Below are 24,640 nucleotides of genomic sequence, written 5' to 3' on the forward strand. Positions count from 1 at the left end.
TTGGGGCCTTTATTTTTTTCTGCGCGTCCGGTATCCGCTCCGGACCGAATCTGCACCATTTTTGACCTCATTATGATCCTGCTTATCCTCCCTGTTCAGCACGGATTTTTCTCGCTACAGTGAAAACCCTACTGGCCAATCTGGAGGACGCATGCTGTATATCTTTGATTTGGGTAATGTGGTTATCGATATTGATTTCAATCGTGTTTTAGGGGTGTGGAGCAACCTGAGCGGCGCGCCGCTGGCGACCCTGCGTGAACGTTTTATTCTGGGGCATACCTTTGAACAACATGAGCGCGGTGAAATCAGCGATGAGGAATTTGCGTCGCGCTTGAGCCACGAGCTGGGAATGACGCTCAGTTTTGAGCAGTTCTCGACCGGTTGGCAGGCAATTTTCATAGGTGTACGCAAAGATGTGATCGATATCATGCATCGTTTGCGGCAGGAAGGGCATCGCGTGGTAATACTCTCCAATACCAATCGCTTGCACTGCCAATTCTGGCCGGACGAATACCCGGAAGTTCAGCAAGCCGTAGACCGGCTTTATCTGTCGCAGGATATTGGTCAGCGCAAACCAGAGGCGACGATTTACCACCATGTTCTGCGCGAAGAAGGCGTTGACGCCCATGACGCGCTCTTTTTTGACGACAATGCCGCCAATGTGGACGCGGCGAATGCATTAGGCATCCGCTCCATTCTGGTTAGCGATCGGCAGGTCGTGCCGGATTTTTTTGCCAGCCAGGTTTTTAAGCAGGAGTCGTAAGGTCGTTATGATCGCATTAATTCAGCGGGTATCCGGCGCAAGTGTGACGGTAGACGGCGCGGTAATCGGGGAAATCGATCACGGACTGCTGGTATTGCTGGGCGTAGAGCAAGGCGATGACGAACAGAAAGCGGCCCGTTTATGCGAAAAGGTGATCGGCTATCGGATTTTCAGCGATGACAACGGCAAGATGAATCTGAACGTTCAGCAAGCCGGCGGCAGTTTGCTGGTGGTGTCGCAGTTTACGCTGGCGGCGGATACGCAAAAGGGCATGCGCCCCAGCTTTTCCCGCGGCGCGGCGCCCGCCGAAGCCGATCGGCTGTATCAGTATTTTGTCGGCCAGTGCCGTGAGCGCGGGCTAACGACTGAAACCGGTCGTTTTGCCGCGGACATGAAAGTATCTCTGGTAAATGATGGGCCTGTAACTTTCTGGTTGCAGGTCTAGGCTGCAATTAAGCATGCGTTGAGAGGGGCGGTTATGTATTACCTGAGAGTGCCTGAAAGCGCCGAAGAGCTGGATGCTTATTACCAGTTCCGCTGGGAAATGTTGCGTAAACCGCTGCATCAGCCGCTCGGTTCCGAACGGGATGCCTATGATGCGCTGGCGCACCATCAAACCATAGTCGATGGGCACGGCAAGCTGGTCGCGGTGGGTCGTCTCTCTATTAATGCCGATAATGAAGCCTCGATCCGATTTCTGGCGGTGCATCCTGACGTACAGCGCAAGGGTCTGGGAACGCTCATGGCGATGGCGCTGGAGTCGGTCGCGCGCCAGGAAGGGGTGAAGCGGGTGGTGTGCAGCGCCCGCGAGGATGCGATGGCGTTCTTCTCCCGACTTGGCTTTGTCAATCAGGGGGAAATCACCACGCCGATGACCACGCCGGTACGTCACTTTTTGATGATAAAACCGGTGGCGACGCTGGATGACATTCTGCATCGCCCGGACTGGTGTGGTCAGTTGCAACAGGCGTGGTACAACCACATTCCTCTCAGCGAAAAAATGGGTGTGCGCATCAGTCAGTACACCGGGCAGAAATTTATTACCACCATGCCGGAGGCGGGGAACCAGAACCCGCATCATACTCTGTTCGCCGGCAGCATGTTCTCGCTGGCGACGCTTACCGGGTGGGGATTGATTTGGTTGCTGCTGCGTGAGCGGCAGCTGGGCGGCACCATTATTCTGGCGGATGCGCATATTCGCTACAGTACGCCGGTGACCGGTCGCCCCAGCGCGGTGGCGGACTTAGGCTCGTTGAGCGGCGATCTGGATCGGCTGGCGCGCGGGCGCAAAGCGCGCGTGCAGTTGCAGGTGGAGCTGTTTGGCAATGATAAAAAAGGCGCGCTGTTTGAAGGTGTCTACATCGTGCTGCCGCCGGATCCGAATGAATTGCTGGAACAGGGCGGCTCTGCCATTCGCTAGTCCTGAAACCTGAAACCTGAAACCTGATATGCAACAGCCACCATGACGGTGGCTGTTTGCTTTATGCTGTCCTGTGCTTAAGGCTGTGTGGCTGGCGCGGGTGTCGCCGGCGGGGTCGACGTGGCGGGTGCGCTGTCTGCCACCGTTCCCTGATGCATTGCCTGGCTGATGGCGTGTCCGGCGCTGTCAATGCCTTGCAGCGTGCCGTTGAGTGTTGGTCTAAGCGGGCTTGCCGCTTCCAGCCGGCCGTTCAGGTGTAACTGCAGGTTGGTGTTGCCGGTGGGCGCGGTGGCCGGGACAGGCCAGCCCCAGCGGGTCAGGACATCGAACGCCACGGCTTTGCCGGTTAGATCCAGCGTAAAAGTTCGGGCCGGCTGTTGTGCAATCACCGCTTTGGCTTCCAGCAAACCGCTTTGGGTAAAGGCGCTCAGATCGGTAAGCGTGATTTGGTTGTCATTGGCGTTCAGCGCCAGCGACGGACGGCGCACATCGACTTTGTTGAAGGTGGCATCACTGGCGTTCAGGTTCAGCGCGCCTTGCCACACGCCCCACTGGTGGTTGCGCGCCAGCAACAGATTGCTGCCGAAGCCGTCCAGCGCGGTAAGCTGGAATGGAAACGCCGGATTGATATCGATCAGCAGGTTGTGGTTGGCGCTGAATTTCCGAAGCTCTACTTCCGCCAGCCAGTCGGGCAGCGTTTGCTGCCAGCGTTGACGCCAGTCCGCCGGCAGCGTGTATTCCATGCCGGCCACTACCAGCTCATCCAGCGTCAGCCTCTGGTTGCTGCGTAGCCAGTTGCCGCTGGTGCGCAGCAGTCCGCCTTCCCAACGGGTAGAGAACTGTTTGATGTTCACGCCCTGTTTCGACAAATCCAGACTGACGATCGGGTCGACCAGATGCATGTTGCCGTTGACGATATCGGTGGCGTTGAATGACAGCGAGCCGTCGTCGCTTTGCCAGTCGTTCTGTCGAAAGGTCACGTTTTGCAGAGTGACGTCCAGATCGGTGAATGCCCAGTTTTGCCCTTCGATACGGGCATCGATCAGGTCAAAGCGATTGACGGTTACCGCTGGCAGGCGAGTCACCGGTTGCCAGAAATCCGCCATCGACTGCCGGGTTTGCAACCGGACATTGCTCAGCCGCAGGTTGTTGACAAGCCAACTGCCGTCCTCCGCGCGGGAAGCATTGCCCGTCAGCTCGCCTCGCGCCACATCGGCGCCGAAGTTTTCCAGCGTCAGTTGCTGGTTATTAAACTGCCCTTGCACCAGTACCTTGCTGGCCGGCAGGTCGTTGAGGAGCAGCGAGTGCGCACTGAGCTGGAACGCCGCCTTTTTACCCAGCAGATAGCCGGGTTCCGGCTGCCACGGGGTAATGCCGCCTGTCACCTGTTCGCCTCTCAATCGCCAGTCGCCATCCTGCGCATGCAACGCCATGGCTTTCAGTTGCAGAACATCGGCTTCAATCGGCAGCGTAAAACCGGTCTGACCCAGATTGAGGGTGCCGCCTTCCAGCATCAGGCTGGAAAAATGGCGCGGATCGGTAATCTGGCGCACGCTGAATCCCGCGGACACGCTTTGCGCGACTAGAGTAACAGGTTGATTTTTATGGCCGAAGCTGACGTCCAGCAATTGAATACGCCCGGGGGAGGACCAGTCATGCGCCATCTTTCTGAATGACACCTGGTATTCGCTACGTTGATTAACCCATTGACTGATATGTCTGGCGCCCCATTCAGTCTGGGCCAGTACGTACAACACCACCACAGCCAGCAGCGCCAGTAACAGCAGTGTGAGAAGAAGTTTCCCGATAAGTTTCATTGCTCAAGTCCGCGCCAGTCGCAAGGGATGATCGTGTTATGCCGTAATTATCCAGTCATCTCAACAGGTAACTTATTACAGACAATAAATAAGGGCCGATGTTACACCATCGGCCCTTATTATCACGTAAGACGAAAAATTTCTGGAAGCGCGGCTTACTCTTTTTCGTGAGGAAAGACCAGATTCAACACAATCGCTGTGATACCGCCCGCAGCAATGCCCGACGACAGCAGCGTTTTCAGCCATTCCGGCGCGAACTGCAGAATCAGCGGCTGCTGGGAAACGCCCAGACCGACGGCCAGCGACAGCGCGATGATCATGATGGCGCGGCGGTTGAGCGGCTCGCGTGACACAATACGCACCCCGGATGCGGCGATGGTGCCGAACATCACGATGGTCGCGCCGCCCAGCACCGGTTCAGGAATGTGCTGTACAAAACCGCTCACTGCCGGGAACAGGCCCAGCACGATCAACATCAGCGCCACCACGAAACCTACATACCGGCTGGCAACGCCGGTCAGCTGAATCACGCCGTTGTTCTGACCGAAGCAGGAGTTGGGGAAGGTATTGAACACCGCGGACAAGCAGGAGTTCAGGCCATTGGCCAGCACGCCGCCTTTCAGGCGCTTCATGTACAGCGGGCCGCTGACCGGCTGCTCAGACACGTCGGAGGTGGCGGTGATGTCGCCGATGGTTTCCAGCGAAGTCACCATGAACACCAGCATCAGCGGGATCAGCAGATTCCAGTCAAAGCCAAGACCGTAGTACAACGGCGTCGGCACGTTAATCAGCGCCTGGCTGGACGTACCGGCGCTTTCCGGCAGCATATCCATCAGCCAGGCGGCCAGATAACCAACGGCCATCGCGATCACCAGCGATGCTACGCGCAGGTAAGGGTTGCGCTGGCGATTCAGAAGGATGATCACCACCAGCACGACGGCCGCCAGCAGCAGGTTTTTCGGCGCGCCAAAGGTGTGGTTGCTCATGGCGGCAAAACCGCCGCCGATCGAGGTCAGGCCAACCTGAATCAGCGACAGGCCGATGATCATAACGACGATGCCGGAAACCAGCGGCGTGATGATGCGACGCGCCAGATGCAGCACACGCGACAGCAGGATTTCCGTGCAGGAAGCGACCATCAGGGTGCCGAACAGCGCCGCCATCATCGTCGGCACATCCGCGCCGCCGTTTTTCAGCGCCATGCCGCCCATAATCAGCGGGGTGACGAAGTTGAAGCTGGTTCCCTGGATGGACAGCAGGCCGGAACCAACCGGTCCCCAGGTCTTGATTTGCAGAATGGATGCCAGGCCGGAAGCGAACAACGACATGCTGATGATGTGCTGGGTATCCTGCGCCGGCAGGCCCAGCGCCTGACAGATCAGCAGCGCCGGGGTAATCACCGCGACAAACATCGCCAACAGGTGCTGGCAGGCGGCAAACAGGGTTTGCGGTAAAGGAGGTCGGTCCTCCAGACGGTAAATCAGCTCGCTGTGCGCCGGGGTGGCGGCATCGGCCTGAGGTAGCTCAGTGGTGGAAAGACTCATGATATTTCGGCGCTCCTGAACGGCAAAAGCGCATTTTAATCATCTTCTCTGTAAAAGCAATCGATTGCGGAATGCAGTTTTCTTATCGCCGGAATACGCTGGATTATAATACCTTGTTAACTATGGGGATAAATACAAGCCCGCAACGAGACGGCAGGAACCGTGATGCCGGAATCGTCCTCAGGCGTTGGTATAACGGGTGCGTTCCGGCAGCCAGCGGTCGATCAACGCTCTGGCGTGTTCCGGGTAGTGTTCATGGATATGACGCGACACTCGCTGAACCTGCGGAATTAATGCCTGATCCCGCAACAAATCCGCCACCCTGAAGGCGGCGTTGCCGGTCTGACGAGTGCCCAGCAGCTCGCCCGGACCCCGGATTTCCAGATCGCGCTGGGCGATCACGAAGCCGTCGTTGCTGTCGCGCAAGACCTGTAGCCGCATCTGAGCCGTTTTGCTCAGTGGCGTTTTGTACAGCAGCACGCAATGGGAAGCGACCGCGCCGCGGCCAACGCGACCACGCAACTGGTGCAATTGCGCCAGACCGAGCCGCTCCGGGTTTTCGATGATCATCAGACTGGCGTTCGGCACATCCACCCCGACTTCAATTACCGTGGTGGCGACCAGCAGATGCAACTGATTGGTTTTGAACGCCTCCATGACGGCCTGCTTTTCCTGTGCTTTCATCCGGCCGTGTACCAGCCCGATAGTGAGGTTGGGCAACGCCGCTTTCAGTTCCTGACAGGTGGCCTCGGCCGCTTGCGCTTCCAACAGTTCGGATTCTTCGATCAGGGTGCAGACCCAGTACGCCTGTCGTCCCTCTTGCAGACAGGCGTTGCGCACCCGCTGGATGATGTCATCGCGCCGGGTATCCGGAATGGCGACGGTGGTAACCGGCGTGCGGCCCGGCGGCAGTTCATCGATCACCGAGGTATCCAAATCGGCATAGGCGGTCATCGCCAGCGTACGGGGGATGGGGGTGGCGGTCATGATCAACTGGTGAGGATGGAATCCCTGCTCTTCGCCTTTTTCCCATAGCGCCAGCCGTTGATGCACGCCAAAACGGTGTTGTTCATCGATGATCACCAGCGCCAGGCCGTTGAACTGCACCTGCTGTTGAAAAATGGCATGGGTGCCAATCACCATTGATACCTGCCCGCTGGCGATAGCCTCTTGCTGGGCCTGCCGCGCCTTGCCTTTTTGCTTGCCTGCCAGCCAGCCGACTTCGACGCCCAGCGGTTCGAACCAGCGGCGGAAGTTGGCGGCGTGCTGCTCAGCCAGCAGTTCGGTGGGCGCCATCAGCGCCACCTGTTTGCCGTGAGCGATGGCCCGCAGCGCCGTCAGCGCCGCCACCAGTGTTTTACCGGAACCCACATCGCCCTGCACCAGACGCATCATCGGAAACGGCTTGTTCATATCCTGTTCTATTTCCGCCACCACCCGCTGCTGCGCGCCGGTGGGGCTGAACGGCAGGGCGGCCAGTAACTGCTGTTTCAGGTTGTCTTTGGGTTCAAGCGCCAACGCATGATGACGTTGCGCGCCGGCCCGCACCGCCAGCATGCTCAGGTGGTGCGCCAGCAGCTCTTCCATCACCAGCCGTTGCTGGGCCGGATGTTTGCCTTGCTCCAGTTCAGCCAGTTGCACATCCGGCGGTGGGCGGTGCAGGGTTCGCAACGCATCCGGCAGGCTGATCAACCCGTGGCGCATCTCCTGAGGCAGCAGCTCGTCAATCGGGTGGGTATTCAGCAACTCCAGCGCCTGATCGGTCAGTTTGCGCAGCGTAGCCTGCCGTATGCCTTCGGTGGTGGGGTACACCGGCGTCAGCGTTTCCTGTAGTTCGACCGCAGTGCTTTCGCCTTGTACCCGGTATTCCGGGTGGATCATTTCGCCGCCCAGCTTGCCGCGTCGTACTTCGCCATACGCCAGCACGCGCTGGCCCGGCGACAGGCTGTTTTTCATGGCAGCGTTGAAATTGAAGAAGCGCAGCGTCAGCATGCCGCTGCCGTCGCTGATCTGGCAGGTCAACATCCGGCGGCGACCGAAGCTGATATCGCTGCGCAGCACTTCGCCTTCCACGGTGGCGTACATGCCTGGCAGCAAATCGTTAATCAGGTAAAGGTGGGTGCGGTCTTCATAACGCAACGGCAGGTGCAACAGCAGATCCTGCACCGTTTCCAGACCGAGGCGGGCCAGTTTTTCCGCCTGGCTGGCCCCGACGCCGGCAAGGGTGCTCAACGGCTGGGTATGCAGCAGGCGGCTGTCCATTATTGCTCCGTGGATTGCATCGCCGCCCACCAGGGCGCGTCGGCAATCACCTGACCGGTGTGGTCGATGCGTGGTCGCGGCAGCCCTTTGCGTCTGGCGACGCGGGCCAGTACCGGGTAGCCGCCCTCAAACAGCAGGCGCTGTTGTTCTTCCTCATCCAGCGGACTGTGTTCGCGCTGGTACATTCCGGCCAACTGACGCTGACGCTGCGCTTCGTACAGAATCAGGGCGGATGCTACCGAGACGTTCAGGGATTGCACCATGCCGATCATCGGAATGATGATGTCCTGATCGGCGAGCGCCAGCGCGTCGGCGGAGATGCCGGTTTTTTCCTGCCCGAGCAGGATGCAGGTGGGGCGGGTGTAATCCACTTCACGGAAATCGACCGCGCTGGCGGATAGATTGGTCGCCAGAATTTGCATCCCCTGCGTTTTCAGATGGCTGGCCGCATCCTGAACGGTACGGTGGGTTTTGACCTGCACCCAACTGTTGCTGCCCGCAGCGGTGGACACCAGGGTCCTCATGCGGTTGGTGGGCCACACGGCGTGCACCTGATGCACGCCGACCGCATCGGCGGTACGAATAACGGCGGATACGTTGTGAGGTTTGTGCACCTGCTCCATGCACACGGTCAGGTCGGGCTGACGGTTGTTAAGCATTTCGCGGATGCGTGTATAACGTTCTGGGGTCATAACAGGCTAATTTCGGTTACGGTTGACTTTAATCACGTCCGGCATCACGCGGATCTTGCGCATGATATTCGCAAGATGAATACGGTCGCGCGTCGTAAGGCGGATAAAGGCGCTGTACACCCGGCCATCCCGTTCTTCGGTATTAATGCTTTGAATATTGGAGTTTGACGAGCTGATCGCCGCCGTCAGGTTGGCCAGCGCCCCCTGATGGTTGAACATGTCGACCTTGATTTCCGTCATGAATTCCTGCTCGGTCACCTCATCCCACTCCACCGCCATGAATTTCTCAGGCTCTTTCTGGTAGCCACGGATGTTGCGGCAGGACTCATGATGAATCACCAGCCCTTTACCGGGGCTGACGTGCGCGATGATCGGATCGCCGGGAATCGGGCGGCAGCACTTGGCGAAAGTGATCAGTACCCCGTCGGCGCCCTTGATGGGCAGTTTGCGGATACCGGCGGCGCCGGTTTCGGCGTGTTCTTCCAGCAGATTGCGCGCCACCACCACGCTCATGGCATTGCCCAGACCGATTTCCGCCAGCAGGTCGTCCAGCGAGGCGAGCTTCATGCGCTCCAGCTCCCGCTGAATATTCTGTTCCGGAATGTCGGACAGTTTACGGCCGCTGCCCAGCGCGTGATTAATCAGACGACGCCCCAGACTGACGGAGTCGTCACGTTTGAGGTTTTTCAGCATCTGACGGATTTTGGCGCGGGCTTTGGAACTGACTACGAAGTTGAGCCAGGCGGCGTTCGGGCGGGCGCCCGGCGCGGTGATGATTTCGATCGTCTGCCCGCTGGACAGAGCCTGAGACAGCGGATACGGCTGGCGATCGACGCGTGCGCCGACGCAGGCGTGGCCGATATCGGTGTGTACCGCATAGGCGAAGTCCACCGGCGTCGCGCCAGCAGGCAGCTCGACGATGCGGCCTTCCGGTGTGAACACGTAAATTTCGTCCGGAAACAGATCGGATTTGACGCTCTCGATGAATTCGAACGAGCTGCCGGCGCTCTGCTGTAGCTCCAGCAGGCTTTGCATCCAGCGCTGGGCGCGCACCTGCGCCGTAGTGCTGCTGCTTTCGCCTTCTTTGTAAGCCCAGTGCGCGGCAACCCCCATTTCCGCCATCTGGTCCATGTCCTCGGTGCGGATCTGGACTTCAACCGGCACGCCGTGCGGCCCGATGAGGGAAGTATGGAGCGACTGATAACCGTTGGCCTTGGGAATGGCGATATAGTCTTTCACCCGACCGGGGCGCGGCTTGTACAGGCTGTGTACCTGCCCCAGCACGCGATAACAGGTATCCACTTCCCGGACGATCACCCGAAAGGCGTAGATATCCATAATCGAGTGAAAGCGCTGCTCTTTCAGGTGCATCTTGCAGTAAATGGAGTACAGGTGTTTTTCGCGGCCGCTGACGCGACAGCTGATGCCGGCTTCCTTCAGACGCCCTTCAATCTCGGAAAGGATCTTCTGAATCATCTCTTTGCGGTTGCCGCGGGCGGCTTTCACCACCTCTTTGATGACTCGGTAACGGTTGGGGTAGAGCGCTTCGAATCCCAGCTCTTCCAGCTCGGTTTTCAGATGATGAATACCGAGACGATGTGCGAGCGGGCTGTAGATTTCCAGCGTTTCCCGGGCGATGCGCCGGCGCTTGTCCGGACGCAGCGATCCCAGCGTACGCATATTGTGGGTGCGGTCGGCCAGTTTGATCAAAATGACGCGGATATCCTGCACCATCGCCATGATCATCTTGCGAAAGTTTTCCGCCTGCGCCTCTTTCTTGTCGCGGAATTTCAGCTTATCCAGCTTGGATACGCCTTCCACCAGTTCGGCCACGCTTTTACCGAACAGCTGTTCCATGTCCTGATAGGTGGCGGGCGTATCTTCGATGACGTCATGCAGCAAGGCGGCCATCAGCGTTTCATAGTCGAGACGCATTTCGGCCAGAATGCAGGCCACCGCTACTGGATGGGTGATATAGGGCTCACCGCTGGAGCGTGTCTGGCCCTCGTGAGCATCACGTGCAACAAGATAAGCCTGCTTGAGGCGCTTTATCTGGTCTTCCGGCAGATAACGCTGAATCAGCAGATTGAGGCTTTCAAACAGATACAAGGGCGACTCGCGACCGAATTCGAATTAACGACGACCTTCAGCGATAGCGGTAACCGCCTGGATTTCCGCTGCTTCCTGCTCCTGCTGTTCCTGACGTTCGCGGGTATCCAGAATCTGGCCGTTGATCAGACCTTCTTCGATCTCGCGCAGAGCGATAACGGTGTACTTGTCGTTTTCTTCCGGAACCAGCGGCTCTTTGCCACCCACCTGGATCTGACGGGCGCGACGAGCGGCGACCAACACCAGGTCAAAACGGTTACCAATTTTTTCTACAGCGTCCTGAACAGTTACGCGTGCCATAGTGTGTACTCCAGTGGGGAAATAAAATGACTGGGCATCATACTGAAAGAGCCGTCAGTCTGCCAATAGTTTGGTGATTAAAGCGTCATGTCGAACTTTCTGACGGCTCAGACGCAGGCGCTCGGCGCGAATGATGGTTTTCAGATCCAGCAGCGCCAGATCGAAATCATCATTCACAATCAGATAATCGTATTCGGCGTAATGACTCATTTCCGCCACCGCCTGTTTCATCCGGCGGGCGATGACCTCTTCACTGTCCTGACCGCGACCACGCAGGCGTCGCTCCAGTTCTTCCTGTGAAGGCGGCAGCATAAAGATGCTGCGGGCTTGCGGCATACGCTCACGGATCTGGCGGGCGCCCTGCCAGTCGATATCCAGAAAGACATCGACGCCGGTGGATAACACCTGCTCGATAGCCGCGCGGGACGTTCCGTAATAATTGCCGAAAACTTCGGCATATTCCAGAAAATCGTCCTCTTCAATCATACGTTTGAATTCATCTACCGGCACGAAAAAATAGTGTTCGCCGTGGGCTTCGCCGGGCCGCATGGCGCGGGTAGTGTGCGAAACGGAAACCTGGGTGTCATACAACGGCTGCGTTTTCAGCAATGCCTGAATCAAACTGGATTTCCCCGCACCGCTGGGGGCGGAAACAATGTATAACGTGCCTTGAGCCATAGTGAATTCTGTGTCTGATAAAGATGAAAGGAGAGATGCGGCCAGTCGCGCATTTTCCCGCATTATACACGCCGCTGTGTGAACCGTCGCGTGGTGAAACATAGCCTGACTCTCTGCCAGTTGTCTGTCATCCCGCCTCTTTTCATTTTGCGGACCACCTTCCTGCTTTTATATCGGTTGCAGCAACCGGCGCGATGCCGTGCGGCATGTTTCGCATTCCCTTGTCTTCGTGCTCGTATTTCCTGACCGCCTGCGTATTAATGCCCTGGTTTTCGCTCAAGGAGTTTCGCTCAAGGAGGAAAGGCGATGCGATATCGATACGCACTGGCGGCGGTGCTGTTTGTTGTGAGCGGGCTGACCGAAGCGGCGTCTTGTCCGGCATGGTCGTCGGTGCGGGCTGAGCAGGAGATCGCCCAGTTGGGGCAGCAACTGACGCAGTGGGACAACGCTTATTACGAACAGGGCCAGAGCCCGGTGGACGATCAGGTTTACGATCAGCTGCGTCAAACGCTGGCGACCTGGCAAGTCTGTTTTCAGACGGATGCCGGGCGTTTTGCGATAGCTCTGCCGACCACCGGCAAACGGCAGCATCCGGTGGCGCACACCGGCCTGAAAAAGCTGTCGGAACCGGCCGAACTGAAGCAGTGGATCGCGCAACATCATGATTTGTGGGTGCAGCCCAAGATCGATGGCGTGGCGGTGACGCTGGTGTACGAACAAGGGAAGCTGGTTGCCGCCATCAGTCGCGGCAATGGCCGCCAGGGTGAGGACTGGACCGACAAGGTGCGCCAGATGAATACGGTGCCACAGCATCTTTCCGGTGTGTCCGGCCGTCAGGTCTTTCAGGGCGAATTGTATTTACAGGTAGTGGGCCACCGCCAGCAGCAGCTCGGCGGCATAAACGCGCGAGCGCAGGTGGCGGGTGAAATGCGACGAAAGCAACCTTCGCCGCTGCTGTCTCGCATTGGCGTATTTATCTGGGCCTGGCCGGACGGCCCGGCGAACATGTCGGCGAGACTGGCGAAATTACGGGCGTTGGGGTTTGGGCTGACGGCGGATTACACGCAACCCGTATCCTCGCTGGAGGCGGCGGCGCAGTGGCGTGAACGCTGGTATCGTGCGCCGCTGCCGTTTGTGACCGATGGCGTGGTGGTGCGTCAGGCGCAGGAACCCGCCGGACGTTACTGGCAAGACACCCCGGCGGAGTGGGCGGTGGCCTGGAAATACCCGTTGGTGAACCGGGTGACGGAAGTCACCGGCGTCGACGTTGAGGTAGGGCGCACCGGCAGAATGACCGTGGTGTTGCAACTGCAGCCGGTGGTGCTGGATGACAAAACCGTTAGTCGGGTCAATCTCGGTTCGGTATCCCGCTGGCGGCAGTGGGATGTGCTGCCGGGGGATCGGGTTAGCGTCAGTCTGGCAGGATTGGGGATTCCCCGGCTGGACGCCGTGGTCTGGCGCGGTGCGATGCGTGAAGCGATAACCGTCCCGGCGGCGTCGCCCTTTGATGTTTTCAGTTGTTTGCAATGGAGCCGGGAATGCCAGCCACAGTTTCTGGCCCGACTGGTGTGGATGAGCGGGCGCAACGGACTGTCGCTTGGCGGCATCAGCGAAGCCACCTGGCGGCGTCTGACACAGCGCGGCGCGCTGGCCGATGTGGTGTCCTGGCTGGCGCTGGAACCGGCGCAACTGGCGGCGGCCGGTGATTTCGGCGAACAACAGGCGGAGCGGATTCATCGTCAGTTTCAACAAGCACGTCGCCAGCCGTTGCGAAACTGGTTACTGGCGTTAGGACTACCGGTGCCATCCCGCGCCCGGCACGCGCTGGATGGTGCATCGTTCGAACAGTTGCAGCAACGTTCCGCGGCGGAATGGCAGCAGTTTTCCGGTATTGGCATTCGACGGGCGCAGCGCATTCGGGACTTTCTGCATCACCCCGATATCGTCCGGCAACTAGCCTGGCTCAATGAACAAGGCGTGAAATCATGACGGGAATTATCGGTCTGACGGGCGCGCTTCAGGTAATAACCAGAGTGATGAATTGAACAGAAAAAATAGTCAGAGCAGCAAACAAGAAAATAAAAATAACACGAAAAACCAGTTCGGCGATCTTTAAAATAAAAATGGTATCTAATAACGATTTTGCCTTGTTTTTCCGCGCGATTCACTTATTAGCCGAAAGGATAAACAGATTGCTTAAAGGATGCTGAACTGTCTGTGTAAAGTTTTCTCAGGGAAAGGGCGTAATAGCATAAGAAAAAACCGGAATACGCTGATGGCGCCTGAACTTTCGAACATACCATTGGTCTGTTTACAGGATATTTTTACCTCTGGAGCATGGTCTGGAATGAAATCCCTGCTGGCGTTGTCACAATCTAAATTATCCTGGTTGCTGGCAATCTATATTGGCTTTTTTTTGAATCTGCCGGTTTTTTACCGGCGTGTAGATGCATTCCCGTTTTTTACTGAAAATCCGGTCGCCAAATATATTCCCCTGCTGGTGGAATCGATGGCTTGCATTCTGTTTACCTTTTTCCTGATGCGACTGTTGTCGCTCGGCGGACGCCGTTTTTTTCGTGTTGTGGCGTCATTACTGGTATTGATTTCAGTGGCCGCCAGCTACTACATGACTTTTTTTAATGTCGTGATTGGCTATGGCATCATCGCCGCGGTAATGACCACGGATATTGATTTATCCAAAGAGGTGATTGGGCTGTTTTTTGTGCTGTGGGTGGTGGCGCTCGGTATCCCGCCCTTGTTTATCATCTGGAAAAACCGCCTGCAGCAAACGCTGATCGAACAATTGCGTACTCCGGGACGTCGACGTATCGCGCTGTTGGGGCTGGTCGTGTCCGCCGCACTGGTATGGTTGCCGCTACGCTATCTGGATCGGATGAATACTTCGGCGGAGAAACTGTCCAATCAGGATTTGCCAAGTTACGGCGGGGTGGTGGCTCATTCCTATCTGCCGGCTAACTGGCTATCGGCATTCGGTTTGTTTGCCTATGCCCGTTATGATGAAAATCAGGATGACGACGAGCTGATTGATCCCGGCAAGGAGTTTACCTATCAGGCGCCGCCGGGAATCGACGACACTTACGTCGTCTTTATCATCGGCGAAACCACCCGCTGGGACCATCTGGGACTGCTGGGCTACGAGCGTGATACCACGCCGCAGCTGGCGAAGGAAAAGAATTTGCTGGCGTTTCGCGGCCACTCTTGCGACACCTCCACCAAATTGTCGATGCGCTGCATGTTTGTGCGGGAAGGCGGCACCGCCGATAACCCGCAACGTACGCTGCGGGAAAAAAATATCTTTGCCGTCATGAAGTCGCTGGGGTTCACGTCCGAACTGTTCGCGATGCAGAGCGAAGTCTGGTTCTATAACAACATTCAGGCCGACAATTACGCCTTTCGTGAAATGATTGCCTCGGAAAAGCGCAATGAGGGCAAAGCGGTGGACGACATGCTGCTGGTTGATGAAATGTCGCAGTCGTTGATGCGTCACCCTAACGGCAAGCATCTGGTGGTGCTGCACACCAAAGGCTCCCACTATCTGTATTCGATGCGCTATCCGCGCAGCTATGCCCGTTATCAGCCGGAGTGTATGGGTGTGGATGCTTCCTGTTCCCGGGAGCAGCTAATCAATGCCTTCGATAACAGCGTGTTGTATACCGATGCCTTCATCAAACGGGTAATTGACCAGTTGCGCGACAAGAAGGCGCTGCTGGTGTATTCCTCCGATCACGGTGAATCGATCGACGATAACTACCATTTGCATGGCACGCCGCGCCAGATGGCGCCGCCGGAACAGTTCCGTTCGCCGATTATGCTGTGGGCTTCGGACAAGTATCTGGCGCAACCGCGTAATCAGCAGGCGTTTGAGCAACTGCGGGCGCAACAGCAACAAGGAAAAGTGCTGCGTCATGAGGAGATTTTCGACTCCATGCTGGGGTGTTTGGGATATACCTCGCCGGACGGCGGCATTCAGGAAAAAAATAACTGGTGCAATGCGCCGGGGCGCGAATAACGCCGTTGCCTGCGGGTTGGGACGACGTGCATTCCGGCGGCAATGGCGGTGTTTTTCCACCCTGTCGGACACTTTGTCGCCAACCTGTTGGCTTTTATGAAAAAGGGATTGACGCTATGGTAGGGGCGCAGTAATATGCGCCCCGCACTCGGTGAGTGGCGCAGCCTGGTAGCGCACTTCGTTCGGGACGAAGGGGTCGGAGGTTCGAATCCTCTCTCACCGACCAAATTTTAAAACGGTAAAACCCGGTTACCGTTGACATGAAACTCGCATCCTCTGGATAGCGAGTTTTTTTGTTTCTGTAGTCCGGCGTGGCGTATTTTTTCACCTTTTTTCTGTCTTTTCAGGCATATTTATGCCAAATCCTGCTTAATGCCTTATTTCTCTGATGTTTTTCTTCAAAACGATGCTTTTTCGTTGCGAACATTTTTCTCTGTCTGACTCACTAATCTTTTGTTTAATTTTGCCTTTTTATCCGCGATGACTTATTCCTCCCATCTTTTACCTTTTCTTACATTTAGGTGGGCTGGCAATCAGTTTCATCATGAAAATATTAGGGGTTTTAATCTGAGAGCAATGATAAAAGGCGAAAAAAACAACATGGATAGGCGATGCTTTCCCGCCAGGCAGAGGACTGCTCATGGCGGGGGGGGGATCAATATTTCAGCTGTGCCAGCGCTTTTTCGGCTTCCACGTGGCGGCCCAGATCGGCGATTTCCCGTCCCGGGCGGGGCGATGCATTCAGTGCGGAGGTCAGGTATTGTCTGGCTTCGCTTTTGCGTCCCGCTTTCAGCAAAAAGTCGCCGTAAAAGAAGTTTGCATCAATGTTGGCAGGATTCATTTTCAACGCGGTTTTCAGGTACTGCTCTGCTTTTTTGTCATCGCCAAACCCCAGCGGCCAGCCCGGCACCTGATAATAGAGCACGCCGAGAATGGTGTAAGCCGCGCCATTCAGCGCATGCGGGTCAAGGGCGATGGCCTTTTCCAGCGTACTTTTGGCCTGTCCGGCCAGATTGAGCGCTTCCATACCGTCTTTGACGCCAGCCCAACTGCTGTCGACCATCGCCGACCAGATCAGATAATCCGCACGGTCAGGGTGGCTTTCCGCCTGTTCCTGCGCCTGCTGGCTCAATGCGGCGAAACACTCATCTTTGCGGGATGCCAGCGTCTTGTACTGGCAAACAGACCATTGCCGGTGGATATCCATCGACGTATCGCCGGCATGAACCATGTTTACCGTCAGCAGCCCACTGAGCAGTAGCATTGTCGCTCGGAGAATCATCTGTGATCGAATAGTCATAGACGAGCGGGTAGCCGTATCCGTATGCGAGCGAATTGTCATATGTGATTGGATAGCCATGTGTGCCCGGAGAACCATGTGTGATTTCCCTATTTTTTCTGCGCCTTTGCATAATGCTGGATAGCGGCAAGCTGACGACGGATGGCATTATCCACCACGGCAGGCACCAGCGCATTAAGCCGCACGAACAGTTTTTCCGGCCAACCCAGCCAACGGCGCACGGTTTCCTGCTCCAGCGCGTTGACCACCTGTTCCGCCACCCAGGCCGGGTTGTCGCTGTGGTAGCCCAGCGCCTGGGTCAGAGCATTGGTCTTCGGGGCGTTACGTCCGGTATTGATGGCTCTGGGAGCCAGATGCAGTACTTTAATCCCTTTAGATGACAATTCGCGATGCAGCGCTTCGCTGAATCCGCGCAAGGCAAATTTACTGGCGCAATATGCGCTGTATCCCGGGTAGCCGATCCCGTCGAGGGTGGAGCCGATATTCATGATGATGCCGGGCGTGCTGATACAGTCGAGCAGGGAGTGAGTCAACAGTATCGGTACTTCGGTATTAAGGGCGAGCTGTCGACGGATGGCGTCGTGGCTCTGTTCTTCAAACAGGCCGAAGGTCGATGTGTCCGTGTTGTTAATCAGCACGTCCAGTCTGACGTTTTCCGGGAAACACTCCGCCAGCGCGTCGCGATCCTGTTCGTCACACAGGTCCGCCAGCAAGATATTGTGATGACTGGGGTCGGGTAACCGATGCTGTAATGCCAGCAGCGCCTTTTCATTACGGCCGACCAGATACAGCCTGGCGCCCCTGGCGGCCAGCGACAATGCCAGTTCCTGGCCGGTGCTGCTGCTGGCGCCCGTCAGAAGGATACGTTTATTTTTTAGCTTCATGACATTAGTGCTCCGTGAGGCTGTGCAGCATGTCGCCGTACAGCTGATAAACCACGTGAGCGGCATGAATTATAGCGGTCTGATCGGCCGAGTCGCTGATGTTGTCCATCAGTGCGGCGAAAACGTTCTGGCTGACCATATCATCGGACTCGATGTTGGCCTGGATACCTTCCAGTACGTGTATCAGGCCGAAGATGCTCATCGGGTTGTCGCGCTGGATCTGGTCATAGAGGTACGCCGCCATCAGTTCAATCCACTGAGTGGCGGTGTTCTGGCTCAGGGTTTCCGTTTTGCCGCCGCAGGCACGAATTTTGTGACGAATCGAGGCTTTATGGTCGTACTCGGCGTCAATGTATTCATCAATGGCCTCACGCACCCACGCCTGATGCCGGGGAAGACGACCGCTCGCCGCCATCAGCAGCGGTACGGTATAACTGACGTGGTGGTAAGCCTGCGTCAGAAAGGCGATGTACATATCCCCGGTGATGGTTCCCTGACGACAGGCGTCAATGACCGGAGCGGACATCATCAGTTGTTGCGATGTTGATGTTGCGGATTGCAGTTGCTGGTAAAAGCTCATGTCTTACTCCTGAGTGGCGCGTTGACAGTCGGGGTCGCCTCTGGGTGCGATGGTGTCATGCTAACGGGGGAGCATTAAGAGAGACTTAAGACGGTTAAAAAATCATCTCAATATCGGTGTGTTAGTTTAATTTTTTGATAAATAACGAGATTTATAGTCATCAGTTTGTGATGATGGTACGCAGCGGCGTCAGGTCCGGCGCCGGAATCCGGTATAGGTAAAATCCGGTATAGGTGATAGTAGGCCGCCTGATAAATCACAAAGGGACGGAGAAACGGCATGTCGACATCGCGCCGCGCACATCAGCTGGCGATTTTGGTGGTGATGATCAGCGCCTCGCTGGTGGGGTTGGTTCAGGGGTATTCCATCCCGCTGGTCACGCTGAAACTGACCGCGCTGGGGTACGGCTCCGCGCTGACCGGCATGGTGTCCGCCCTGCCGGCGATTGGCGTCTTCGTCTCTTCCTGGGTGGCGGCGCCTGTGGCGATGCGTCTGCCGGTGGGCCGCTTGCTGGCGCTGTCGACATGGGGCATGGGCATCAGCCTGACGCTGTCGTTTTATCTCGACAACGTGGTGCTGCTGATAGCGCCGCGTTTTCTGATGGGATTTTGCTGTGGGCTGATTATCGTCATCGGCGAGTCCTGGGTCAGCGGCCACACCGCCGAGCACCGCCGGGGTGTGCTGGTGGGATTGTACGCCACCGCGTTTACCGGCCTGCAACTGCTGGGGCCGCTGCTTATTTCCCTCACCGGTCTGGACGATCCGACCGGGCTGTTGCTGATTCTGGCGCTGCATGGCGTATGTCTGCTGATGGTGCCCGGCTCGTCTTTTTCCGGGCTGGCGCTGAGCGCCCATCGGCAACATAACCTGTTTTCACTGGTGCTGGCCGCGCCAGCGCTGGCGGCGGCGGTGTTTGCGTTCGCCTTTTTCGACGGCGCGGTGCTGTCGATGTTGCCGCTGTACGGCATGGCGCACGGCTACGAGGAACAGCTGGCGGTGCTGCTGGTGACGGTGTTGTTTATCGGCGATGCGCTGTTGCAGGTGCCGCTGGGCTGGGTTTCCGACAAACTGGGCACGGTGCGGGTGCATCTGGCCTGCGGGGTGCTGTTCGTGTTGATGCTGGCCGGTCTGCCGTTCAGCTACGGCACCGGCTGGGTGTGGGCGAACGTCTTCCTGCTGGGCGCGGTGGCGGGCAGTATTTACACCCTATCGCTGGTGCGGGCGGGCAAGCAGTTCAGCGGCGTCGATCTGGTGGCGATCAACGCCTTGTTCGGCGTTTTATGGGGCGTCGGCAGCTTCAGCGGTCCGCTGGTGAGCGGTGCGCTGATGCAGTGGTACGGCCGTGATGGGCTAATCGGTATTCTGGGGCTGCTGGGGCTGTTGTTTCTGGCGGCTAATGCGCTTTCGACGACGCAACAGGACGCCGCCAGGTCGGCGAGCCCGGAAGTGGCGGAGTAGCGCGACAGGCGTGTATTTGGCGGTGAATCACCGGAGGGAAAATGGATCGTCTGGCAACGCTGGAAACGTTTATCTGTGTTTATGAGTGCGGGTCCTTTTCCGCTGCGTCGCGCCGTCTGGGCATCGGGCAGCCGGCCATTTCCAAAGCCATCATGCAGCTTGAGCAGCAACTGGCGGTCAAGCTGTTGCTGCGCTCCACCCGTGGGTTGACGCCCACCGAAGCCGGGCAGCGGTTTTACGAGCAGGTCGCCCCGGCGTTGCAACAGTTACACGAGGCGCAGGATGGGGTGCGCGGCGGCAACGGCGATCTGAGTGGTTATTTGCGGGTGTCGGCGCCGGTGACCTTCGCCCGCCTGCATGTACTGCCCCGTTTGCATACGTTTATGTCGCAGCATCCGCAACTGAAGGTGGACATCATTCTGGATGACCGTCCGGTGGATCTGATCGCCGAAGGCATTGATGTGGCGTTGCGGCTGGGCGAGATGAAAGACTCCGGGTTGACCGCCCGGAAGATCGGCTCGGCGCCGATGCGGTTGCTGGCCACGCCGGCGTATTTCGCCGCCCGCGGCACGCCGGTCTCGCCCGAGGCGCTGGAAGAGCATGACGCGGTGATCTACCTGCAGGCCGATGCGCCGGGCAACTGGTGGTTTCGTCGGGATGACCGGCAATGTCTGGTCACGCTGTCGGGACGCATCCGCACCAGCGCGGCGGAAGGGGTGCGGGAAGCGGTGTTGGCGGGCAACGGCCTGGCGGTGGCGTCGGCGTGGATGTTTGCGCCGGAGCTGGCGAGCGGCGCGGTGGTAACGGCGCTGACCGACTGGCATATCGGCGTCATGGATCTGTGGGCGGTTTACCCCGGCGGCCGGTTAACGTCGGCCCGCGCCCGGGCGTTTACCGAATTTGTGGCTCACCATCTGTCTACCCCTGCCTGAATTTCCTTTCACCCATTCCATTCTGGAATAAATATTATGGCCGATGGCGCTCTTCTGCGGTGAAGTCGCCGTGCTTATGCTGAACCTGTCCCCCACGTCGTGCCGTGTGATGGTGCTTCCGGCCTGAGGGGAAAACAACTTTCAGACAGGCAACCACGGAGAATGACCATGAGCACGTTATCTTACAGCGATGACGCCGTACAACAGGCGGGTAAGCCGCTGATTTTTGCCATGGCGGCCGCCAGCGGTGTGGCAGTCGCCAATATCTATTACAACCAGCCGATGCTCGGCCTGATGACCGCCAGCTTTCCCGGCAGCGGCGCGACATCGATGATCCCCACCGCTACCCAGCTCGGTTATGCGTTGGGATTGCTGATGCTGGTGCCGTTGGGCGACAAGTTCGAGCGGCGACAGCTGATCGTCTGGCAATTTTTGCTGTTGGCGCTGGCCTCGGTGCTGGCGGCGCTGGCGCCGTCGGCGACGGTGCTGCTGGCGGCATCGGTATTGATCGGCGTCGGCGCGACGGTGGCGCAGCAGATTGTGCCGGTAGCGGCGACGGTGGCGGGCGAAGGCCAGCGCGGCGCGGTGGTCGGCACCGTGATGAGCGGGTTGCTGAGCGGCATACTGCTCAGCCGGACGCTGGCCGGGCTGGTGGCGGATGTCGCCGGGTGGCGCGCCATGTTCTGGCTGAGCGTGCCGCTGGCGCTGGCGGGCGCGGCGCTGATGGGGCGCATGTTGCCTGCGTTGCCGTCGTCATCGGCGCTGTCCTGGCGTTCGCTGATGCGTTCACTGCTGACGCTGTGGCGCGCGGAGCCGGCATTGCGTCGCGCCACCTGGATTCAGGGTGCGTTGTTTGCGTCGTTTAGCGCGTTCTGGAGCATTCTGGCGCTGTACCTCGCCAGCGGCAGTCATCCGATGGGAGCGGCGACGGCTGGTCTGTTCGGCGTAATTGGCGTGGCGGGCATTACCGCGGCGCCGGTGGCCGGACGTCTGGCGGATCGTATCGGCAGCCGGCCGGTGATTCTGCTGGGCGCGTTGCTCACGCTGCTGGCGTGGGGCGTGTTCGGGCTGTGGGGCACGGTGGCGGGCCTGATTGTCGGGGTGATACTGCTGGACCTCGGGGTGCAGAGCGCGTTGATCGCTCACCAGCATGTGATTTACGGCCTGCAACCGGCGGCGCGCGGGCGCATCAACACGCTGTTCATGGGCGGCATGTTCCTCGGCGGGGCGCTGGGTTCCAGCGGCGCGATGGCCGCCTGGCAGGCGGGCGGCTGGATGCCGGTAACGCTGTTTGCCGGCGGCGTGACGCTACTGGCGCTGGTGGCGGCCAGTCGTCGGTAATCACGGGCGGGGGCCCGCCCGTGATGGTATAGCGATTACAGCGTATAGCGCACCGGCAGCAGCGCGGTGCGATCCACCGCGCCGTTGAGGCGTTTCATCACGGCATCGTACGGACACAGGGTGCCGACATCGGTTTTCTGGCAGCCGTTCATCGAGAATTCGCTGCGCAGCGGCGGATGGTCGTTATCCAGCGCGGTCAGCCCGCGAATCTGGTCCAGCGACTGCGCCTGAAAGTAGATGCGTACGAAGCGTTGGCCGGACTGCGGATTGCGCCAGCGTTCGAAGATCAGGCTGCCGGCGGGCGGGATATTGCCGCGCGGGTAGTCGCCCATCTGCCAGGTGAAGCCCAGCATGGCGCGCAGTTTGGCGATGTTGGTGTCGTGCGCTACGTACAGCAGCCATTTGGCGTCGGGCGGGGCGTCCGCCTGATGTTCCGGGTTGAGCGCCAGGGCTATCTGATTCATCAGTACCGAACCGCCGCGCCGCGCCACGTAGGGCAAGTCGTTGGTGAAATCGTAGTTGGCGGTCAGCAATGGCATTAACGCGCCCACCGCGGCGGCGGTTCTGGCGTTGCCGAACGCCACCTGACCGAGCGGGTTGTTGTTGCTGTAGGCCAGCCGGATGGTTTCCGCCATGTTGGCCAGCGCTTCCGGTCCATGCAGCGAGATGTTCCCTTTTTTGCTCTCTTTCACTTCCCATTTGGCGCTGAGCGCCGGACAGGGTTTGTCCGCCAGGCAGACCGCCTGTTTCAGGCGATCGATCGCCGGTTGCCACTCAGCTTGAATCTGTTCGGCGCTTTTGCCCTGCATCGCTTTTTGCAGATCGGCCTTCACCTGTTCCTGATCCACCGGCACGCCGGCGGTTTCGGCATGGAACAGCGGGTCGTTGTCTTCACTCTCCGGGCCGCGAATCACCACGCCGCAGCCGGGGAACACGCCATCCATCAGCGCCATCGCGGTTTCCTGCGTGCGTTGCAACGGGCTGGCCCAGACAAACACGTCGTCGGGCGCCGGGCAGTTTTGGGTCAACAGCCCGTGCTGGCGCAGGTACTGCCCTTCGTACTGCCCTTTTAGTACTGCCGCTGCATAACCGTGGCCGGTCAGCTCGCCGTAATGGGTCAGCCAGGTAGGCCAGTCGCGTCCGGTGCCTTCCTGAATGGTTTTGACGTTGCCTTCGGTCGGCGGGCGTACGCCGTGGCGGCTGATTTCCACCACTTTTTCCAGCGTCCAGCCTGACGGAGCGGTTTCCGCCTGCGCGCTCAGCCAGGGTAACGCCGACAACAACAGCCCGGCGACGGTCTTGCGTGTGAATAACATAGTTGATCCTCGGGTACATGCCTTTTGGCTACCGCCAAGGCTAAGCGATGGCGGCAACAGGAAGAATGTTTTTTCTATGTAAGAATCGTGGGATTTTTTTCAGCCTGTAAACAAGTTTGTTGAAGAGAAAATATCTTTTCGAGCGCGGTAATGATGTGAACGGTATCACTTTCACTCTGAAGGCTGTGACATGAAAAAAGAAAAGTTCGAATCATGAAACTGTCTTCTTTTTGCCGGTTTGTTGTCACAGAGCACTTTTAGGCTTGGCGGATTAACACCGAATGGGAGTTACGGAGACGTCATGACGGCCAATAAAATACCGACGCTATTTAACCGCGGTGGGTTTGGTGGCTCAGGGTTTATTGGCGCCGGGTTTATTGCCCCGCTGCTGATCCCGTTATTGCTATTTTGGGTGATTCCTTTTTTTTGCAGCCTCTATATCAGCCTCACCGACTGGGATTATATTTCGCCGGATTATCACCTCGTCGGTGTGGATAATTACCGCGACCTGCTTCAGAGCGACGATTTTTCCGGCGCGCTGGTGAACACGTTGGTGTTTGCCATCGCGGTGGTGATGCCGGTGGTGGCGCTGGGGCTGGGATTTGCGCTGTTGCTGCACCGCCGGTGCCGCGGGCAGCGCTGTTATCAGGCGATGATCTTTTCTCCGTGGATTACCCCGACGGTGGCGGTTTCCGTGGTGTGGTCATGGGTGTTCGACTCCCGCGCCGGACTGGCGAACCAACTGCTCGGGCTGTTCGGCGTGGCGGGCGTGCCCTGGCTGGAGCGGCCGTGCAGCGCCATGCTGGCGGTGGTGGCGGTCACGGTATGGCAGGGCATCGGCTGGACGATGATGTTTTTCATCAGCGCGCTCAACCGCATTCCCGCCGAGTTATACGAAGCCGCGCGGCTGGACGGCGGCAGCCGCGCCAGACGCCTGTTAACCATCACCTTGCCGCTGATTTCCCCCACTACTTTTTTCCTGTTGATCGTCAATCTGGTGAATGCCGTTCAGGCGTTCGATCAATTTCAGATGCTGACCCAGGGCGGCCCCGGCAACAGCACCCGCACGCTGATGTATCTGTTTTATCAGCAGGCGTTCCAGCAGTTCAGCATGGGACCGGCGGCGGCCACCGCGGTGATGATCCTGCTGCTGGCGGGGTCGCTGTCGCTGGTCAATACCCTGATTGCCCGCCGCTGGGTCTATTTTTAAGGAG

Annotated in this window: 20 protein-coding genes and 1 tRNA gene; 10 read left to right on the forward strand and 11 right to left on the reverse strand. The window is 58.2% G+C overall.

Features of this window, described 5'->3' with window-relative positions; genetic code table 11:
- Window positions 1-151 precede the first annotated feature (151 nt).
- The 3 genes from yihX to fabY are packed head-to-tail and all read left to right on the forward strand — an operon-like array spanning window position 152 to window position 2,183.
- Window positions 152-763, forward strand: a complete 612-nt coding sequence (gene yihX / locus DXX3274_RS00835) for a glucose-1-phosphatase (RefSeq protein WP_039692082.1) — start codon at window positions 152-154, stop codon at window positions 761-763.
- Window positions 764-770: 7 nt separating this feature from the next.
- Window positions 771-1,208: a D-aminoacyl-tRNA deacylase gene (gene dtd, locus DXX3274_RS00840; protein WP_042858062.1), complete on the forward strand. Its 438-nt coding sequence runs from the start codon at window positions 771-773 to the stop codon at window positions 1,206-1,208.
- Window positions 1,209-1,241: 33 nt separating this feature from the next.
- Window positions 1,242-2,183 (forward strand): fatty acid biosynthesis protein FabY, encoded by a 942-nt coding sequence (gene fabY / locus DXX3274_RS00845; RefSeq protein ID WP_042858063.1) that lies wholly within the window; start codon window positions 1,242-1,244, stop codon window positions 2,181-2,183.
- Between the two features lie 77 nt (window positions 2,184-2,260).
- Here the strand turns inward: fabY and DXX3274_RS00850 are convergent, their stop codons facing one another.
- The 7 genes from DXX3274_RS00850 to gmk form a co-directional block, all read right to left on the reverse strand.
- Window positions 2,261-4,000: an AsmA family protein gene (locus DXX3274_RS00850; protein ID WP_042858064.1), complete on the reverse strand. Its 1,740-nt coding sequence runs from the start codon at window positions 3,998-4,000 to the stop codon at window positions 2,261-2,263.
- Window positions 4,001-4,155: 155 nt separating this feature from the next.
- Window positions 4,156-5,544: an NCS2 family protein gene (locus tag DXX3274_RS00855; protein ID WP_042858066.1), complete on the reverse strand. Its 1,389-nt coding sequence runs from the start codon at window positions 5,542-5,544 to the stop codon at window positions 4,156-4,158.
- A gap of 180 nt (window positions 5,545-5,724) precedes the next feature.
- Window positions 5,725-7,806 carry an ATP-dependent DNA helicase RecG gene (gene recG / locus DXX3274_RS00860; protein WP_042858068.1) on the reverse strand — a complete coding sequence of 694 codons (2,082 nt, stop codon included), beginning with the start codon at window positions 7,804-7,806 and terminating at the stop codon, window positions 5,725-5,727.
- Window positions 7,806-8,498 carry a tRNA (guanosine(18)-2'-O)-methyltransferase TrmH gene (gene trmH, locus DXX3274_RS00865; protein ID WP_042858069.1) on the reverse strand — a complete coding sequence of 231 codons (693 nt, stop codon included), beginning with the start codon at window positions 8,496-8,498 and terminating at the stop codon, window positions 7,806-7,808. The genes recG and trmH overlap by 1 nt, the downstream gene beginning before the upstream one ends.
- 6 nt (window positions 8,499-8,504) lie before the next feature.
- Window positions 8,505-10,607 carry a bifunctional GTP diphosphokinase/guanosine-3',5'-bis pyrophosphate 3'-pyrophosphohydrolase gene (spoT, locus tag DXX3274_RS00870; protein ID WP_013315744.1) on the reverse strand — a complete coding sequence of 701 codons (2,103 nt, stop codon included), beginning with the start codon at window positions 10,605-10,607 and terminating at the stop codon, window positions 8,505-8,507.
- Window positions 10,608-10,631: 24 nt separating this feature from the next.
- Window positions 10,632-10,907, reverse strand: coding sequence for a DNA-directed RNA polymerase subunit omega (rpoZ, locus tag DXX3274_RS00875; RefSeq protein ID WP_013315745.1), 276 nt, complete (start codon window positions 10,905-10,907; stop codon window positions 10,632-10,634).
- A gap of 54 nt (window positions 10,908-10,961) precedes the next feature.
- On the reverse strand, window positions 10,962-11,585 hold the full coding sequence (gene gmk / locus DXX3274_RS00880; protein WP_042858070.1) for a guanylate kinase: 624 nt from the start codon (window positions 11,583-11,585) through the stop codon (window positions 10,962-10,964).
- 306 nt (window positions 11,586-11,891) lie between these two features.
- Here gmk and ligB point away from each other — a divergent pair, with 306 nt between their 5' ends.
- From ligB to DXX3274_RS00895, 3 genes are all read left to right on the forward strand, one after another.
- Window positions 11,892-13,574, forward strand: coding sequence for an NAD-dependent DNA ligase LigB (gene ligB / locus DXX3274_RS00885; RefSeq protein WP_042858071.1), 1,683 nt, complete (start codon window positions 11,892-11,894; stop codon window positions 13,572-13,574).
- Between the two features lie 358 nt (window positions 13,575-13,932).
- Entirely contained in the window at window positions 13,933-15,615 is a 1,683-nt protein-coding gene (gene eptB / locus DXX3274_RS00890; protein ID WP_042858072.1) for a kdo(2)-lipid A phosphoethanolamine 7''-transferase, read from the forward strand.
- Between the two features lie 149 nt (window positions 15,616-15,764).
- Window positions 15,765-15,841 (forward strand) — tRNA-Pro (locus DXX3274_RS00895).
- A 429-nt stretch (window positions 15,842-16,270) separates the two neighbouring features.
- Here the strand turns inward: DXX3274_RS00895 and DXX3274_RS00900 are convergent.
- From DXX3274_RS00900 to DXX3274_RS00910, 3 genes are all read right to left on the reverse strand, one after another.
- Window positions 16,271-16,897: a tetratricopeptide repeat protein gene (locus DXX3274_RS00900; RefSeq protein WP_042858073.1), complete on the reverse strand. Its 627-nt coding sequence runs from the start codon at window positions 16,895-16,897 to the stop codon at window positions 16,271-16,273.
- Window positions 16,898-17,004: 107 nt separating this feature from the next.
- Complete coding sequence (locus DXX3274_RS00905; protein ID WP_042858074.1) at window positions 17,005-17,799, reverse strand: SDR family oxidoreductase; 795 nt, start codon at window positions 17,797-17,799, stop codon at window positions 17,005-17,007.
- A 4-nt stretch (window positions 17,800-17,803) separates the two neighbouring features.
- A complete protein-coding gene (locus tag DXX3274_RS00910) occupies window positions 17,804-18,379 on the reverse strand; it encodes an iron-containing redox enzyme family protein (RefSeq protein WP_042858076.1) in 576 nt (191 codons plus the stop codon).
- A 279-nt stretch (window positions 18,380-18,658) separates the two neighbouring features.
- Here DXX3274_RS00910 and DXX3274_RS00915 point away from each other — a divergent pair, with 279 nt between their 5' ends.
- The 3 genes from DXX3274_RS00915 (at window position 18,659) to DXX3274_RS00925 (ending at window position 22,110) form a co-directional block, all read left to right on the forward strand.
- Window positions 18,659-19,837 carry an MFS transporter gene (locus DXX3274_RS00915; RefSeq protein ID WP_042858077.1) on the forward strand — a complete coding sequence of 393 codons (1,179 nt, stop codon included), beginning with the start codon at window positions 18,659-18,661 and terminating at the stop codon, window positions 19,835-19,837.
- Window positions 19,838-19,878: 41 nt separating this feature from the next.
- The gene (locus DXX3274_RS00920; RefSeq protein WP_042858079.1) at window positions 19,879-20,769 is read left to right on the forward strand and encodes a LysR family transcriptional regulator; all 891 of its coding nucleotides are present in this window, start codon (window positions 19,879-19,881) and stop codon (window positions 20,767-20,769) included.
- Window positions 20,770-20,937: 168 nt separating this feature from the next.
- The gene (locus tag DXX3274_RS00925; RefSeq protein ID WP_042861783.1) at window positions 20,938-22,110 is read left to right on the forward strand and encodes an MFS transporter; all 1,173 of its coding nucleotides are present in this window, start codon (window positions 20,938-20,940) and stop codon (window positions 22,108-22,110) included.
- Between the two features lie 35 nt (window positions 22,111-22,145).
- Here DXX3274_RS00925 and DXX3274_RS00930 read toward each other — a convergent pair whose 3' ends face one another.
- Window positions 22,146-23,426 (reverse strand): histidine-type phosphatase, encoded by a 1,281-nt coding sequence (locus DXX3274_RS00930; protein ID WP_042858081.1) that lies wholly within the window; start codon window positions 23,424-23,426, stop codon window positions 22,146-22,148.
- Window positions 23,427-23,727: 301 nt separating this feature from the next.
- Between DXX3274_RS00930 and DXX3274_RS00935 the strand changes: the two genes are divergently transcribed.
- Window positions 23,728-24,636, forward strand: coding sequence for a carbohydrate ABC transporter permease (locus DXX3274_RS00935; protein ID WP_042858082.1), 909 nt, complete (start codon window positions 23,728-23,730; stop codon window positions 24,634-24,636).
- Window positions 24,637-24,640 lie beyond the last annotated feature (4 nt).

Source organism: Dickeya sp. NCPPB 3274, assembly GCF_000406205.1.
GTDB lineage: Bacteria > Pseudomonadota > Gammaproteobacteria > Enterobacterales > Enterobacteriaceae > Dickeya > Dickeya fangzhongdai.

What these genes read in the sequence shown, in the direction of transcription:
- yihX (WP_039692082.1), top strand. Translation starts at nt 152, where the DNA reads ATGCTGTATATCTTTGATTTGGGTAATGTGGTTATCGATATTGATTTC.
- dtd (WP_042858062.1), top strand. Translation starts at nt 771, where the DNA reads ATGATCGCATTAATTCAGCGGGTATCCGGCGCAAGTGTGACGGTAGAC.
- fabY (WP_042858063.1), top strand. Translation starts at nt 1,242, where the DNA reads ATGTATTACCTGAGAGTGCCTGAAAGCGCCGAAGAGCTGGATGCTTAT.
- DXX3274_RS00850 (WP_042858064.1), bottom strand. Translation starts at nt 4,000, where the DNA reads ATGAAACTTATCGGGAAACTTCTTCTCACACTGCTGTTACTGGCGCTG.
- DXX3274_RS00855 (WP_042858066.1), bottom strand. Translation starts at nt 5,544, where the DNA reads ATGAGTCTTTCCACCACTGAGCTACCTCAGGCCGATGCCGCCACCCCG.
- recG (WP_042858068.1), bottom strand. Translation starts at nt 7,806, where the DNA reads ATGGACAGCCGCCTGCTGCATACCCAGCCGTTGAGCACCCTTGCCGGC.
- trmH (WP_042858069.1), bottom strand. Translation starts at nt 8,498, where the DNA reads ATGACCCCAGAACGTTATACACGCATCCGCGAAATGCTTAACAACCGT.
- rpoZ (WP_013315745.1), bottom strand. Translation starts at nt 10,907, where the DNA reads ATGGCACGCGTAACTGTTCAGGACGCTGTAGAAAAAATTGGTAACCGT.
- gmk (WP_042858070.1), bottom strand. Translation starts at nt 11,585, where the DNA reads ATGGCTCAAGGCACGTTATACATTGTTTCCGCCCCCAGCGGTGCGGGG.
- ligB (WP_042858071.1), top strand. Translation starts at nt 11,892, where the DNA reads ATGCGATATCGATACGCACTGGCGGCGGTGCTGTTTGTTGTGAGCGGG.
- eptB (WP_042858072.1), top strand. Translation starts at nt 13,933, where the DNA reads ATGAAATCCCTGCTGGCGTTGTCACAATCTAAATTATCCTGGTTGCTG.
- DXX3274_RS00900 (WP_042858073.1), bottom strand. Translation starts at nt 16,897, where the DNA reads ATGATTCTCCGAGCGACAATGCTACTGCTCAGTGGGCTGCTGACGGTA.
- DXX3274_RS00905 (WP_042858074.1), bottom strand. Translation starts at nt 17,799, where the DNA reads ATGAAGCTAAAAAATAAACGTATCCTTCTGACGGGCGCCAGCAGCAGC.
- DXX3274_RS00910 (WP_042858076.1), bottom strand. Translation starts at nt 18,379, where the DNA reads ATGAGCTTTTACCAGCAACTGCAATCCGCAACATCAACATCGCAACAA.
- DXX3274_RS00915 (WP_042858077.1), top strand. Translation starts at nt 18,659, where the DNA reads ATGTCGACATCGCGCCGCGCACATCAGCTGGCGATTTTGGTGGTGATG.
- DXX3274_RS00920 (WP_042858079.1), top strand. Translation starts at nt 19,879, where the DNA reads ATGGATCGTCTGGCAACGCTGGAAACGTTTATCTGTGTTTATGAGTGC.
- DXX3274_RS00925 (WP_042861783.1), top strand. Translation starts at nt 20,938, where the DNA reads ATGAGCACGTTATCTTACAGCGATGACGCCGTACAACAGGCGGGTAAG.
- DXX3274_RS00930 (WP_042858081.1), bottom strand. Translation starts at nt 23,426, where the DNA reads ATGTTATTCACACGCAAGACCGTCGCCGGGCTGTTGTTGTCGGCGTTA.
- DXX3274_RS00935 (WP_042858082.1), top strand. Translation starts at nt 23,728, where the DNA reads ATGACGGCCAATAAAATACCGACGCTATTTAACCGCGGTGGGTTTGGT.